Source organism: Gottfriedia sp. NPDC056225 (assembly GCF_042267765.1).
Taxonomy (GTDB): domain Bacteria; phylum Bacillota; class Bacilli; order Bacillales; family Bacillaceae_G; genus Gottfriedia.
Window position 1 is genome coordinate 147,590 of sequence record NZ_JBHJTJ010000007.1, and the last position, 15,655, is coordinate 163,244.

Here is a 15,655-nt window from a genome sequence, read left to right on the forward strand (position 1 = left end):
GTATTTCCAATTTACACAATAATCGTAACCTAAAATTAAGGTTAATATCATCGGTAAAAGATGAATTGGGTAATAAGAAAGAGCAGGTTCCCCTGCTCTCCAAAAAAAATCCCGTGCTAAATCACATCTGTATTTACTATACCATAATTCCCAAGTTTTGCAAACTTTAAAAGCCATCGAATAGTGATAATTGATTTTGATCTGGTAAATTTTGTAAACAGCCTTGTTTATCTAGATATTCTAATACTGTTTTAGAAATTTTACTTCTTTGTTGTAAATCTTCTTTTGAAAGGAATTCACCGTCTTCTCTTGCTGTTACAATGTTTTTAGCAGCATTTGTCCCTAATCCTGGAATCGAATTGAATGGAGGTAATAATTTATTACCATTTACTAAAAATTCATCGGAACTTGATCGATATAAATCCATTTTTTCAAATGAAAAGCCTCTTTCACACATTTCTAACGCTAACTCAAGTACAGTCATTAAACTTCTTTCTTTAACTGATGCATCTAATCCCTTTATGGCAATTTCTTCAATTTTTACTTTGATCGTACTTGGACCTGTGATCATTGCTTCAATATCAAAATCTTCTGCACGTACTGTAAAATAAGCAGCATAATAAAGAATTGGATGATGTACTTTGAAATAAGCAATTCGTACCGCCATCAAAACGTATGCAGCAGCATGCGCTTTCGGGAACATGTACTTAATTTTTTTACAAGAATCAATATACCATGCAGGAACCTTATTATTTCTCATTTCCTCTTCCCACTCTGGTGGTACACCTTTACCTTTACGAACAGATTCCATTATTTTAAATGCTAATGATGGATCTAATCCTTGATAAATTAAATAAACCATAATGTCATCACGACAACCAATTACTTCAGATAGAGAACATGTTCCGCTGTTTATTAACTCAGACGCATTTCCTAACCATACATCGGTACCATGTGATAGACCTGATATTTGAACTAGTTCAGAAAATGTAGATGGCTTCGTATCTTCTAACATTTGACGAACGAATTTTGTTCCAAATTCAGGAATTCCATAAGTACCTGTTTTACAGCCAATCTGTTCTTCTGAAACACCTAATGGCTCAGGTCCCGCAAATATTTTCATTACTTCAGGATCATCAGTAGGAATTGTTTTTGGATCAATTCCACTTAAGTCTTGAAGCATACGGATAACGGTTGGATCATCGTGTCCAAGAATATCAAGTTTTAATAAATTATCATGGATTGAGTGGAAATCAAAATGAGTCGTTTTCCATTCAGACTTCACATCATCGGCTGGGAACTGAATTGGAGAAAAATCAAAAATGTCCATATAATCTGGTACAACGATAATCCCCCCTGGATGTTGACCAGTTGTTCTTTTAACACCTGTACATCCCATCGCTAAGCGATCATATTCAGCCCCTCGTAAAGTCAGATTATGATCATTTGCATAGCCTCTTACATAACCGTAAGCTGTTTTATCAGCTACGGTACCAATTGTACCTGCACGATACACGTAGTCCTCACCAAATAGTACTTTTGTGTAGTTGTGAGCAGTTGGTTGATATTCTCCGCTGAAATTCAAATCAATATCAGGAACCTTATCCCCTTTAAATCCAAGGAAGGTTTCGAAAGGAATATCATGTCCATCTTTTTTAAATGCTGTTCCACATTCTGGACAATCTTTATTAGGTAAATCAAATCCCGATCCTACAGATCCATCATTGAAGAACTCTGAGAGTTTACAATTTGGACAGACATAATGTGGTGGAAGTGGATTTACTTCCGTTATTTCTGTCATCGTCGCAACTAGTGATGATCCTACAGATCCCCTTGAACCTACTAGGTAACCGTCATCTAAAGATTTTTTTACTAGTTTATGTGAAATCAAGTAAATTACGGCGAATCCATGCCCAATGATACTTTTCAATTCTTTTTCAAGACGCGCTTCTACAATTTCAGGTAACTGCTCCCCATAAATAGACCTTGCCATTTGATAGCTCATATCACGAACTTCATCTTCTGCGCCTTCAATTTTTGGAGTATATAAGTCATCTTTAATTGGTTTAATATCTTCAATTAAACTAGAAATTTTTTGAGTATTTGTAACGACGATCTCTTTTGCTTTTTCTTCTCCTAAAAATGCGAAAGAAGCTAGCATTTCATCAGTTGTTCTAAAATGAACATCCGGTAAGCGATGTCGATTTAATGGATTTGCTCCGCCTTGAGAACCAACTAAAATTTTGCGATAAATTTGGTCTTCTTTTTGTAAGTGATGTACGTTACCAGTACCAACTACAATTTTTTCTACTTTTTCGGCCATTTTCACTAGCTTTGAGATTACTTCTCTTAAATGTTGTTCATTTCGAACAAGTTCTAATTCTATTAAATGTAATAATGTTTCTGGTGGCATTACTTCAATATAATCATAAAATTCCATTAGCTTTTCTGCTTCTTCAGGAGATTTTTGAACACTCGCCTCAAAAACTTCACCTTTATCACAAGCAGATCCAACTAATATTCCTTCACGATGTTTTACTAATAATGATCTAGGTACCCTTGCAACTCGATGATGATAATGAAGATGGGAATATGAAACAATTTTAAACAAGTTTTTTAGACCTATCTCATTCGTTGCAAGTAAAGTCGCATGTGATGGTCGTGCTCGTTTATACGCATCGCCTTTCCCCATATTATTATTTAGCTCGTCATGATAATTCATATCCTGCTCTGCTGCATCTTTAAGCATTTTTAGAAGCAAGAAACCAGTGGCTTCAGCATCATAAATCGCTCTATGATGTTGTGTTAAGTTAATATCGAATTTTTTACATAGTGTATTTAAGCGGAAGTTTTTAAAATCTGGATACAAGTTTCTAGCTAACTCAAGCGTATCAATTACACCGTTATTCGTAATTCCAATATCAAATTTTTTAAAGCCCATTTGAATAAAGCCCATATCAAATGATGCATTATGTGCGACAAGTATATCGTCACCCATCCACTCTTTAAATTCCCGAAGAATAACGTCTACATTTGGAGCATCTTTAACCATTTCGTCTGTAATTCCAGTTAATTCGATTGTAGTTGCGCTTAAAGGGTGATGTGGATTTGCGAATCGTTCAAATCGATCAATAATTTCACCTTTATGAATCTTAACAGCAGCTAATTCGATAATCGTATCGTAAACCGCTGATAGTCCAGTTGTCTCTACGTCAAATACAACATAGGTTGCTTCCTCTAATGAAACATGAGATGGATTATATGCTGTTGGAACACCATCATTTACTAGATTTATTTCAACACCATATAATATTTTCACACCAAGTTTTTTACCTGTTCCAAATGCTTCTGGGAAGGACTGTACAACTGCATGATCCGTGATGGCAATTGCCTCATGTCCAAACTTACTTGCTTGCTTAACTAAGTCTCCTGCTGAAACTACAGAATCCATTTGGCTCATATGAGTATGTGCATGTAACTCGATTCTGCGCTCACCTTCTTTTGCCTTATCCTTCCGTTCTTCAGGAGTAATCTCATTAATATCATTTGCCATCATCACTAAATCACGTACAAATGTATCATTTTGTACTGATCCTCTTACTTTTAACCACATACCCTTTTTGATTCTATTTAACATCGGGATATCTTCTTTGTCTCTAGAGAACATTTTCACTAGTATTGAGCTAGTGTAATCTGTCATTTTAAACGTAATTAAGACCCTGCCACTTTTAAGTTCACGTACTTCAGAATCAAATACATAACCTTGGACTACAACACGTTTTTCTTCTTCAATGATTGACGAGATTGTATTAATTTCTGTTTCCTTAATATAATAACCGACAACTAGAGGACCTTGTGGTTCATCTCCCTCAGCCTCTTCTGCCTCTCTCTTATCTAATTCAACAAGTACTTCCATCGCTCTTTTGCGATCTTCCTCAGCCTTTTTCTCAAGAAACTCGGCTTTTTCTTCTACATTTTCAAGAATCGTATTCTCAAAAAATAATTTTGGAAAGCCTACTTTTTGGTATAAGTCTTGAAGCTGAGGTACATATCTACTTGTAAATGTATTTTCTTCAATTAGACTATTTAAATTAATCGTTACTTTATTATTTTCAACTGAAGGTATTGCTCCTTCTATATGTTGTAAAATTGGAGATTTTGATTCAACTGATTGAATCATAAATGACCAATAATCGATTACTTTTTGTTCTTCAATAGTTAGGTTATCTGTTTTAATAACTACTGAAACATCTGCTATATGTTTAAACGTCCTTAATAAACTTGTAACAAAAACTTGAAACGTTGCAAAAGGTAAAACATTTTCTATTTTAAAGATAAACTGCCATTTTCTTTCACTTTTATTTACTTCAAGATTTACGATTTCTCCGTTTTTAAAATACAGTTCTCGCATTTCTTGAGGAAATTGAAGTTGATCTAATAATAGCTGAAAACGTTCCTCTCGAGTTTGTCCCATTCTTTCACCAACCTTTTAAAAAATTGCATTAAAAAATACAATACATTTTTGAAATTATAAAAGTCTAGATTTTGACTAAAAATTGAAAGTACCTCTCAAAAAAGAGGTACTTTCATTATTTGTGTGCCCGTCACCCTTTAAGAGGTCGACCCACTTTTATTTTATTTTAACATATTTATTTCATTCACAAGGTTAGAAATTTCTACTTCTTTGCTAACTTGTCCATCTCTAGTTTTTAATTCTACAATTCCTTCTGCAGCCTTTTTACCAACTACTACACGTACAGGAATACCGAAAAGATCTGCATCTGCGAACTTAACGCCTACGCGTTCATTTCGATCATCTAGTAATACATCTTGTCCAATTTCTTTTAATGTTTTATAAATATCATCCGCTAGAGTAACTTGCTCTTCATTCTTTGTATTTACAGTAATAACATGTACATCGAATGGAGCAAGATTTTTAGGCCAGACAATACCTTTTTCATCATTATATTGTTCTACAATTGCAGCTAATGTACGAGATACACCGATTCCGTAGCATCCCATAATGATTGGATTTGATTTACCATTTTCATCTAAGAATGTAGCATTCATAGACTCAGAATATTTTGTACCTAATTTGAATACATGACCTACCTCAATACCTTTTGCAAATGAGATTGTACCATTACCGTCTGGTGATAAGTCACCTTCTTGAATAAATCTTAAATCTACAAAGTCTTTAACGTTATAGTCGCGATTTACAGTAACGTTAATGTAGTGGTAACCTTCTTCATTTGCTCCACAGCAACCATTTACAATTCCTTTAATTGCTTGATCAGCTAAAACTAATAAATCAGATTTCACGCCGATAGGACCTAATGATCCGATTTCACAGTTCATTAGCTCTTTTACTTCTTCTTTAGAAGCAAGCTCTACCGAATGTGCACCTAAATAATTTTTCAATTTAATATCGTTGATTTCGTGATCACCACGAGCAAGAACTAAAACAAAATTTTCGTCTGCTTTAAAAATAATTGATTTAATACTTTTTTCAATCGGTAAATTTAAGAATTCAATCACTTCATCGATTGTTTTTTGATTTGGCGTTTCTACTTTTTGAACTTCTTCTAGCGGCTCGTCTGATGGTTCATAATTTGTAATAATTGGAGCCATTTCAATATTTGCTGCATAGTTAGATTCATTCGAAAAAGCAATCGTATCTTCACCGATGTCAGATAACACCATAAACTCATGTGTATCTTTACCACCCATTGCACCTGAATCTGCTACAACCGCTCTGAAATTCAGACCACAGCGTGTAAATACATTACTATAAGCAGTAAATAGTCGATCATACACTTCATCTAAACTCTCTTGAGTCGCATGGAATGAATAGGCATCTTTCATTAAGAACTCACGACCACGTAGTAATCCAAATCGAGGACGTTTTTCATCACGGAATTTAGATTGAACTTGATAAAGTGTAATCGGTAACTTTTTATACGATTTTAATTCATCGCGAATAATTGAAGTAACAACTTCTTCATGAGTTGCCCCTAGAGCAAATCCTCTACCATGACGATCTCTTAAACGCATTAATTCTGGTCCAAAATTTTCCCAACGACCTGATTCTTCCCATAATTCTTGTGCTTGCATTGATGGCATTAACATTTCCATCGCACCTGCATTGTTCATTTCTTCTCGAACGATATTTGCTACTTTTTGAAGAACTTTATTCCCAAGTGGTAAAAAACTATATATACCAGATGCATTCTGTCTAATAAAACCAGCTCTTAATAATAATTGATGGCTTTTAATATCTGCATCTGATGGTACTTCACGAAGAGTTGGACTATATACGATACTTTGTTTCAAAAGGATTCACCTCATATTTTTTCTTTTATTCTCAAATTCTTTTTTTACTAATAATGATAAGAATCCGCTCCCACTAAAAAACGGGCTCAGTAAGTCCGTTTTTTTAGCAAGTAAGACGCGGATTCTCATTACACGTTTAAATTAAACAGAGCTTCTTATAAGAATAATCTTTTAATATCGTTCCAAGTTACGATAATCATTAATAACATTAATAACGCAAAACCGATAAAGTGAACAACACCTTCTTTTTGGCGATCAATCGGTCTTCCTCTTAATGCTTCTATTGCAAAAAATGTCAGTCTACCACCATCAAGAGCTGGTAGTGGTAATAAATTCATAATACCAAGGTTGATACTTAAGAATGCTGCCCATTTCATTAAATAGAATATACCTGAATGTGCAGCTTGATCTGTAACTTGATAAATACCAACTGGACCAGAAAGATTATTAATAGAGAATTGACCAGTAACTAAATGACCAACTGCTAAAACTATTTCTTTTGTCCAACCATACGTTTCAGTTATTCCATATTTAATCGAAGAAAAAACATTTTTCTCAACTGGCGCATATACACCAATTAAGCCATTTACTTTATGATCAATTTCTTCTGATTTTGGCGTAACTGGAAGCGAAATCGTTTTGTTATCTCGTTTAACATTAAATAATAATTCTTTTCCCGGGCTTTCTCTTACAATCTTAACTACTTCCGCCCATTTCGAAACTGAATGATTATCAATTGATAAAACCGCATCTCCTTCTTTTAGACCAGCCGTTTGCGCTGCACCTTTTGGAAGTAGCTTACCGATTTTTGCATCGTTAACAGGTGTTCCTTGAAGTAAACCTAGTAAGATGAAAATAACTAAAGCTAAAACAAAGTTCATCATCGGACCAGCAAAAATTGCAATCGCTCTTTTACCAACAGATTTACTATTAAATTGTCTGTTATACGGTGCAATTTGATGACCTTGTCCTTCACTATAAACGAACGCTTTTTCATTTACATTGAATTTAGAAACTTCTTCAGAACCTTCTTCTATTCCAATGATTTCTAGCTTATGCTCTAAATCAATCGAATCTACTTCAACAAAACGAAGGTCTTGGAAACGATCAAATTGATCAACAACAATCTTTGTTACTTCATTATTTGAATTAAATTGTAATCCGATATGTGATCCAGGCTTAACTTGTACCATTTCCGGATCTTCTCCAGCATATCGAACATAGCCACCAAGTGGTAATAATCTTATTGTATATGTAGTTTCATTTCGATAAAACGAGAAAACTTTTGGACCAAATCCAATTGCAAATTCTCTACATAATATACCAGCACGTTTTGCAAAATATAGATGACCTAGTTCATGAAAAAATACAAGTGCGCCAAAAATTACGATAAACGCGATTACTGTATTCATGTAATTACCACCCTTACTTTAATAGTGATGAAACGAATTGTCTTGTTTGATCATCAATGCTACGAATTTCTTCCAATGAAGGATTACTTATTACATTGTGTTTTTCAAGAGCATTTTCTATAAAATTCTCAATTTGTAAGAATGATATTTTTCCCTGAAGAAAAGCAGCTACTGCTTCTTCATTTGCCGCATTTAACACTGTTGGTAAACTACCACCTATTTTTCCAGCATGATAAGCAAAATCCAAACATTTAAACCTGTTAAAATCCATTTTTTCAAAATGAAGTGTCCCAAATTTAATTAAATCTAATGGTTTATGATTTGCTACTGGTTTTCTTTCAGGATAGTTTAGTGCATAAGCGATAGGGACTCTCATATCAGGTGTTCCTAATTGTGCCATTACACTACCGTCTTTAAATTCAATCATAGAGTGAATAACACTTTCTCTATGTAATACTACATCAATTTGTTCATATGGCATATTAAATAACCAATGCGCTTCAATGACTTCTAAACCTTTATTCATCATTGTAGCTGAGTCAATCGTAATTTTAGCACCCATTGACCAATTTGGATGATTTAGGGCATCTTCAATTGTAACATCTTTTAATTGATTTCTTGACTTGTCTCTAAAACTACCACCGGAAGCTGTGATGATTAATTTATGTATTTCATTTGGGTTTTCACCATTTAAACATTGGAAGATCGCCGAATGCTCACTATCTACTGGCAAGATTGAAACACCATATTTTGCTGCTTCTGCCATTACAATATGACCAGCCGTTACTAAAGTCTCTTTATTCGCTAGAGCGATTGTTTTACCACTTTGGATTGCTTTCATTGTAGGCACTAAGCCAACACTTCCAACGACTGCATTTACTAGAATTGTACTGTCTTCGTGGACTGCAACTTCGATTAGACCTTCTTCGCCATATAAAATTTTCGTCTTAGAAGGGATATCCAGCCCCGCTAGTCTTTTTGCTTCTTCTTTACTTGCAACTGAAACTAGTTTTGGATTAAATTCTAAAATTATCTTATATAATTCGTCAATATTTCTACCGGCAGAACATGCGACTAATTCAAAATCATTCGATTGATTTCTAATTATATCAAGTGTTTGAATACCGATTGAACCAGTTGCTCCGAGTAAGCTGATTTTCTTCATTCTCATATGTCTCCTTAAATACAAAAACTAATACTATAACGTAAATAATAAATAGACGATTGGCAATGTGAAAATGATACTATCAAATCTGTCTAAAATCCCACCATGACCAGGTAACAGGTTTCCTGAGTCCTTTACACCGTAATGTCTTTTATATGCAGATTGAACAAGATCACCTAATTGACCAAAAATCGATACTAAAACGGCTATTAGTACTAAATATAGTATATTATGATTTAAAGTTAACATAATCGATAAAATTACTGCAACAACTATGGCACAAATAATTCCACCTATTGAACCTTCAATCGTTTTATTTGGACTAATATCTGGCCAAAGTTTTGTTTTACCCATTGCTTTACCAATAAAATATGCACCCGAATCAGTTGCCCATATGACGAATAATGGGAAGAAAAAGTACGCAATCCCCATATTTCTCATTTCGTACATATAATGAAAACCAAAGCCAACATATAAACTACTTAATACTATGAAAGAAGCATCTTCAAAAGTAAATGTATTCTTTGTAATTACCGTATATGATAAAAGTAAGAGGATTAATACAATAGAAATTTCAGTTTTACCAATTTGATCTGGAAATATCTTATTTGACAGATCATTCGGTATGATAGAAACCAATGTTAAAATTAATCCTAGTACCGTTTGTGCACTAGATAAATTAAACTTTTTCATTTTTATTAATTCAAAATAGCCGATTGTGCCTAAAGCAAATACAAGTATCCCAAACGGCCATTTACCAAATATTACTAATCCTAAAAATAATGCTCCAGCTATAACTCCTGTTATAATACGCTGTTTCAAATTCGTTCACCGCTTTCTTAAATACCACCATATCTTCTTGCACGATTTTGATATTCTTTCACTGCTTCAATTAAAGATTCTTCAGTAAAATCTGGCCATAATACATCAGTAAAATATAGTTCAGAATAAGCAATCTGCCAAAGCATAAAATTACTAATTCTTAATTCCCCACTAGTTCTAATTAACAAATCTGGATCTTTAAAATCACTCGTCATTAAATACGAATTAAACAATTCATCATTAATTTCTTCTTTATTTATTTTATTATCCGATACATCTGAAGAAATCTTTTTAACTGCATTTATTATTTCATCTCTAGATCCATAATTTAGAGCAAAGTTTAATACCATACCTGTATTATCCTTTGTTTCCTCAACGGCCTTTAAAATTGCTTCGGTTGTATAGCTTGGTAATTGCTCTTTATTTCCAGTTAGTCTTACTTGTACATTTTCCTCGATTAATTCAGGTAAAAATGTACCTAGAAATTCTTGTGGCAACTTCATTAAGAATTCTACTTCAGTTTTTGGTCTTTTCCAGTTTTCAGTTGAAAAAGCATATAGAGTTAAAGTCTTAATTCCCAAATTACTTGCAGTTCTTGCGATTTTTCGAACTACTTTCATTCCCTCGTAGTGGCCCTTTACTCTTGGTAAACTTCTCTTTTGTGCCCATCTACCATTACCATCCATTATTATAGCAACATGCTCAGGAATTACTCCATCGACCCCATTTAATTGCGAACTTGGAGGTACATTTTTCTCTACCTTATTTCTTTTAAAAAAAGAAATTAATTTAAACATCTTTAATCCTCCGTTTAAGTATATCTAATTAAAGCATTGAGTAAAAAAACCCCCTTAAACAGAGGGTCTTTTTACTCAAAGCGCTTAGTTTATTTAATTATAATGCAATAATGAAATTATGTAATACAAAACATGAAAAAATCATTATTTTTCTAAGCGCTAGTAAGATATACCTTGCAATGCAGTATTAAACTTCCATTATCTCTTTTTCTTTATCTTTTGAGATTCCATCGATTTTTTCGATATGTGAATCTGTTTGTTTTTGAATGTCTTCTACAAGACCACGTAATTCATCTTCAGTAATATCGCCATTTTTTTCTGCTTTCTTTAAATCATCATTTGCATCACGGCGAATGTTACGAACTGCAACTTTAGCATCTTCTGCTAATTTCTTTACACTTTTAACTAAATCGCGGCGACGCTCTTCAGTTAATGGTGGGAATGTTATTCTGATTACATTTCCGTCATTTGAAGGATTTAAACCTAAGTCAGCTTTTTGAATTGCTTTATCCATATCGTTAATTACAGTTTTATCATAAGGAGTAATTAATAATAATCTTGCCTCTGGCACTGAAATATTTGCCATTTGGTTAAGTGGTGTTGGAGCACCATAGTATTCAACTAAAACTCTATCTAAAATAGCTGGATTTGCACGACCAGCACGAACAGTCGCTAATTCTCTTGTGTAAGCTGAAACAGCTTTAGTCATTTTTTCTTTTGCTAAAGAGATGATTTGATTAGACATTTTTATTTCCCCCTTACTATTGTTCCAATATTTTCGCCAAGAACGGCACGTTTAATATTACCTTCTTCCATAATTGAGAATACAATTAGTGGAATGTCATTGTCCATACATAATGAAGATGCTGTTGAATCCATTACACCTAAACCTTCTTTTAATACGTCTAAGTATGTTAGTGTTTCGTATTTTACAGCCGTTTTATCGATTGATGGGTCAGCTGAGTACACTCCATCAACATTATTTTTTGCCATTAAAATAACATCTGCTTCGATTTCAGCAGCACGTAATGCAGCAGTAGTATCAGTTGAGAAATAAGGATTTCCTGTACCAGCAGCAAAAATGACAACACGTTTTTTCTCTAAATGACGAATTGCTTTACGACGGATATATGGCTCTGCAACTTGACGCATTTCAATTGATGATTGTACACGTGATTGTACACCAAGTGTTTCAAGACTATCTTGAAGTGCTAACGAGTTCATTACTGTACCTAACATACCCATGTAGTCTGCAGTAGCACGGTCCATACCCATTTCGCTACCTGTTTTACCGCGCCAAATATTACCAGCACCAACAACAACTGCAACTTCAACATCTAGTTCTGCGATTTCTTTAACTTGCTCAGCAATTGATTTAATAACTGATGGATTAATTCCAAATCCTTGCCCACCAGCTAATGCTTCTCCACTAAGTTTTAATACTACGCGATTATACTTTGCTTTACTCATAATACCCTCCATTTAAGTACCTCTATGTAATTTACGTTCTTTAAAAAATAGGGAACACATAGTGTCCCCTATTTTCATTCATAGTAACTAAATTAGTTACCTTTAACTTGATTCATTACTTCTTCAGCAAAGTTATCTTCACGTTTTTCTAAGCCTTCTCCAACTTCATAACGAACGAAAGATGTAACAGTTCCGTTAGCAGCTTTAACGAATTGACCTACTTTAACGTCTGGGTTTTTAACGAAAGATTGATCTAATAAGCAGATTTCTTCGAAGTATTTACCAATACGTCCTTCAACCATTTTAGCAACGATGTTTTCTGGTTTACCTTCGTTTAATGCTTGTTGAGTTAAAATTCCACGCTCATGCTCAACTTCTTCTTGAGAAACAGCATCACGAGAGATATATTTAGGGTTGATTGCAGCGATGTGCATAGAAACGTCTTTAGCAACGTCTTCTTTAGTAGTTCCTTCTACAACTGAAAGAACACCGATACGTCCACCACTGTGTAAGTATGCACCAAATGCGTCAGCATCTGTTTTAGAAACTAGTTCAAAACGACGTAAAGAGATTTTTTCTCCGATTTTAGCGATTGAATGGTTGATGAAAGTTTCAAGAGTTTCACCGTTTTCCATTGTTTGAGCTAAAGCTTCTTCAACAGTTGCAGGTTTGTTAGCAACAATGTGTTTAGCTAAAATAGAACCTAATTCTTTGAAACCTTCGTTTTTAGCAACGAAATCAGTTTCAGAGTTTACTTCGATTAGTACTGCATCGTTTCCAGAAACTTCAACGAAAGTTAAACCTTCAGCAGCGATACGATCACCTTTTTTAGCAGCTTTTGCGATCCCTTTTTCACGAAGGTAGTCGATTGCTTTTTCCATGTTACCTTCAGTTTCAGTTAATGCTTTTTTACAATCCATCATACCAGCGCCAGTTTTTTCACGTAATTCTTTTACCATTTGTGCAGTGATTGCCATAGTATTCATCTCCTATATGTAAGCTTATTTTATTTAATCGTTTTATAAGGTAAACATTTTTTGATTATTTTAACCTTAAAAAAAGGTGATAAAAGGCTAAACCCTCTTATCACCTTTCAATTTCTCATTAAGCAGTTGTTTCTTCGCCTTGTTTCGCTTCAAGAATCGCATCTGCCATTTTTGATGTAAGAAGTTTTACAGCTCTAATAGCATCGTCGTTTGCTGGGATAACGTGATCGATTTCATCTGGATCACAGTTAGTGTCAACAATACCGATGATAGGAATGTTTAACTTACGAGCTTCAGCAACAGCGATACGCTCTTTACGAGGATCAACAACGAATAATGCATCAGGAAGTTGCTTCATGTCTTTGATTCCGCCTAGGAATTTTTCAAGACGTTCTAATTCTTTTTTAAGTTGAATAACTTCTTTCTTAGGTAACACTTCAAAAGTGCCATCTTCTTGCATTCTTTCGATATCTTTTAAACGTTTAACACGTTTTTGGATTGTTTGGAAGTTTGTTAATGTTCCACCTAACCAACGTTGGTTGATGAAGTACATTCCAGAACGAATTGCTTCGTCTTTAATAGCTTCTTGAGCTTGTTTTTTAGTACCAACGAAAAGGATGTTTCCACCTTCAGCAGCGATACCTTTCATTACGTTGTAACATTCTTCAACCTTTTTAACTGTTTTTTGTAGGTCGATGATGTAGATACCGTTACGCTCAGTGAAGATGTAACGTTTCATTTTTGGGTTCCAACGGCGAGTTTGGTGACCGAAGTGAACACCAGCTTCTAATAATTGCTTCATAGAAATTACTGACATTTTATTTCCTCCTAATGGTTCTTTTTCCTCCGCTCGCGTCATCTTCTCCTATCACTCCCATACTGGGTAGCACCAATAAGAAAATCGGCAAGCGTGTGTAATAACACCATGGATTACTATAGCATATGTAGAATTATTTATCAAGAGAAAACGAGAAATTATTGTCGAACTTTCTACTCTCTTATTTGAGTTGATTTAAATTTGACGTTTCTTGACTGATTTCAACTATAGAAAAGTCCAACATTTTCTACAATTTATTTAATTGCTTCTATTAAAATAAATTTTTCTTTTGTCACTTGAATTTTTATTTGATTCTAAAAGCAATATTATCAGTATAGGAATTTTTTGTTAATTTATTCAAAATTTATCTTCTATATTTTCTGTTCTTCAAAGAAAAAGCAAGAAACTTTGTCTGTTTCTCGCAAAATTTTAAAAAACGCATACTTTCATTAAAGCAAAATAATTAAATAATAATGCCAACTACTTATTAAGAAAAAAATTTAATCCACACGATATTAAGTTGAATAATACTAGTTATTACTAAAAAAATCCCTAAGTTTAAAAATTGCTTTTGCATGGATTTGAGAAACTCTAGATGTAGACAAGTTAATAATTGACCCTATTTCAGTAAATGTTAATTCTTCATGATAAAACAAGCTAATAACCATTTGTTCTTTCTCATTTAATTCAGCAACAATCGTCTCGGCTAACTGTTTAATTTGTTCATCCTTCAGTATTTCCTCTTCTGGTGTTAATGTTTCGTGATTTCTAATCGTCTGGATAAAATTTACTTGTCCATCTCCATCATCTTTTATTTGGTCATCAAATGATAACATATTTGAAAAAAATACATCATTAATGACATTAACAACTTCTTTTGAGGAAAAACCAGTATATTGTGCAATTTCTTCTGGGGTGACTTTGCGCTGAAGCGTTGGTTCTAGCTTTTCAATTGCATAATCAATTTTCTTAGCTTTATCTCTCGTAGTTCTAGGTAGCCAATCCTCTTTTCGAAGACCATCCATTATATTTCCACTTATTCTAATTGAAGCATAGGTTTCAAACTTTAAATCCCTATTTGGATCGAACTTCTCTAATGCGTCATATAAGCCCATCATCGCAAAACTTCTTAAATCATCTCTACTGACATTTGAAGGTAATCTATGAGCTATACGATTAACTTGAAAATGAACTAATGGCATATAAATGCGAACTAACGCATCTCCTGCATTTACATCGCGATCCTCTATCCACGTTTTCCAATAACTTTGTGAAACATTTTTTTGAACTTGCAACACGTCTTTCACCTCAGCGAATTACCATATTATGTTGATAACTTGATTCAAATTCAACTCCCTTTAAGTTTGAGTTTACTTGTGAAAATTAATTAGGTCATTAATACATTAGTAGAATTGAATCGTTGTGCTCTCACACATCTTTTTTGTAGTCCTCTTTAAATTTAATAATTAATTTTAAAGTGATTTTTTTATGTATTATAAATGCATTGCCACAATATACTGATGTCTTGCTTCATTCGTTCCATCACTTAAAATGTTATGCTAATTGAACCTTAACAAAGCGAAAAAATTATACGGTTATATCAATAAACAAATAATTTAGGTAATGAATATGAATCTATTAAAAAATTTCCGACTTTCTTTAATAAGAATCAACTAAATCTTCAAACTCAAATAGTATTTCAAATACATACTACTTCTTTTAAAAAGCGATTATGTTTTCCCTTAAGTACATTACGAATTAAACTTTATGTTTCACTTTTCTACTACCTTAAAAAAATTATAATATTAAATCCACCAATTTTATCCTCATATTCTTTAAGATAATGTGAAAAC

Annotated in this window: 11 protein-coding genes; all 11 read right to left on the reverse strand. The window is 33.5% G+C overall.

All coding sequences use genetic code 11. The features are described 5' to 3' along the window. Nucleotides 1-166: 166 nt before the first annotated feature. Nucleotides 167-4,474: a PolC-type DNA polymerase III gene (locus tag ACFCYN_RS07705; protein ID WP_375948526.1), complete on the reverse strand. Its 4,308-nt coding sequence runs from the start codon at nt 4,472-4,474 to the stop codon at nt 167-169. 161 nt (nt 4,475-4,635) lie between these two features. Further along, the gene (locus tag ACFCYN_RS07710; protein WP_098171322.1) at nt 4,636-6,333 is read right to left on the reverse strand and encodes a proline--tRNA ligase; all 1,698 of its coding nucleotides are present in this window, start codon (nt 6,331-6,333) and stop codon (nt 4,636-4,638) included. A gap of 155 nt (nt 6,334-6,488) precedes the next feature. After that, nucleotides 6,489-7,745 (reverse strand): RIP metalloprotease RseP, encoded by a 1,257-nt coding sequence (gene rseP / locus ACFCYN_RS07715; protein WP_375948529.1) that lies wholly within the window; start codon nt 7,743-7,745, stop codon nt 6,489-6,491. Between the two features lie 13 nt (nt 7,746-7,758). Then, entirely contained in the window at nt 7,759-8,910 is a 1,152-nt protein-coding gene (dxr, locus tag ACFCYN_RS07720; protein WP_172445238.1) for a 1-deoxy-D-xylulose-5-phosphate reductoisomerase, read from the reverse strand. A 33-nt stretch (nt 8,911-8,943) separates the two neighbouring features. Continuing rightward, nucleotides 8,944-9,732, reverse strand: coding sequence for a phosphatidate cytidylyltransferase (locus ACFCYN_RS07725; RefSeq protein WP_172445239.1), 789 nt, complete (start codon nt 9,730-9,732; stop codon nt 8,944-8,946). 17 nt (nt 9,733-9,749) lie between these two features. Continuing rightward, entirely contained in the window at nt 9,750-10,529 is a 780-nt protein-coding gene (locus ACFCYN_RS07730) for an undecaprenyl pyrophosphate synthase (protein WP_375948531.1), read from the reverse strand. Between the two features lie 187 nt (nt 10,530-10,716). Then, on the reverse strand, nt 10,717-11,274 hold the full coding sequence (frr, locus tag ACFCYN_RS07735) for a ribosome recycling factor (RefSeq protein ID WP_098117483.1): 558 nt from the start codon (nt 11,272-11,274) through the stop codon (nt 10,717-10,719). 2 nt (nt 11,275-11,276) lie between these two features. Then, nucleotides 11,277-11,999, reverse strand: coding sequence for a UMP kinase (gene pyrH, locus ACFCYN_RS07740; protein ID WP_056470854.1), 723 nt, complete (start codon nt 11,997-11,999; stop codon nt 11,277-11,279). A 92-nt stretch (nt 12,000-12,091) separates the two neighbouring features. Beyond that, a complete protein-coding gene (tsf, locus tag ACFCYN_RS07745) occupies nt 12,092-12,976 on the reverse strand; it encodes a translation elongation factor Ts (protein ID WP_172445241.1) in 885 nt (294 codons plus the stop codon). 127 nt (nt 12,977-13,103) lie between these two features. Further along, on the reverse strand, nt 13,104-13,802 hold the full coding sequence (gene rpsB / locus ACFCYN_RS07750; RefSeq protein WP_056470859.1) for a 30S ribosomal protein S2: 699 nt from the start codon (nt 13,800-13,802) through the stop codon (nt 13,104-13,106). 530 nt (nt 13,803-14,332) lie between these two features. Beyond that, nucleotides 14,333-15,097 carry a FliA/WhiG family RNA polymerase sigma factor gene (locus ACFCYN_RS07755; protein ID WP_172445242.1) on the reverse strand — a complete coding sequence of 255 codons (765 nt, stop codon included), beginning with the start codon at nt 15,095-15,097 and terminating at the stop codon, nt 14,333-14,335. Nucleotides 15,098-15,655 lie beyond the last annotated feature (558 nt).

Coding starts and splice junctions, on each gene's coding strand:
- ACFCYN_RS07705 (WP_375948526.1), bottom strand. CDS start 4,474: ATGGGACAAACTCGAGAGGAACGTTTTCAGCTATTATTAGATCAACTT.
- rseP (WP_375948529.1), bottom strand. CDS start 7,745: ATGAATACAGTAATCGCGTTTATCGTAATTTTTGGCGCACTTGTATTT.
- dxr (WP_172445238.1), bottom strand. CDS start 8,910: ATGAAGAAAATCAGCTTACTCGGAGCAACTGGTTCAATCGGTATTCAA.
- ACFCYN_RS07730 (WP_375948531.1), bottom strand. CDS start 10,529: ATGTTTAAATTAATTTCTTTTTTTAAAAGAAATAAGGTAGAGAAAAAT.
- frr (WP_098117483.1), bottom strand. CDS start 11,274: ATGTCTAATCAAATCATCTCTTTAGCAAAAGAAAAAATGACTAAAGCT.
- pyrH (WP_056470854.1), bottom strand. CDS start 11,999: ATGAGTAAAGCAAAGTATAATCGCGTAGTATTAAAACTTAGTGGAGAA.
- tsf (WP_172445241.1), bottom strand. CDS start 12,976: ATGGCAATCACTGCACAAATGGTAAAAGAATTACGTGAAAAAACTGGC.
- rpsB (WP_056470859.1), bottom strand. CDS start 13,802: ATGTCAGTAATTTCTATGAAGCAATTATTAGAAGCTGGTGTTCACTTC.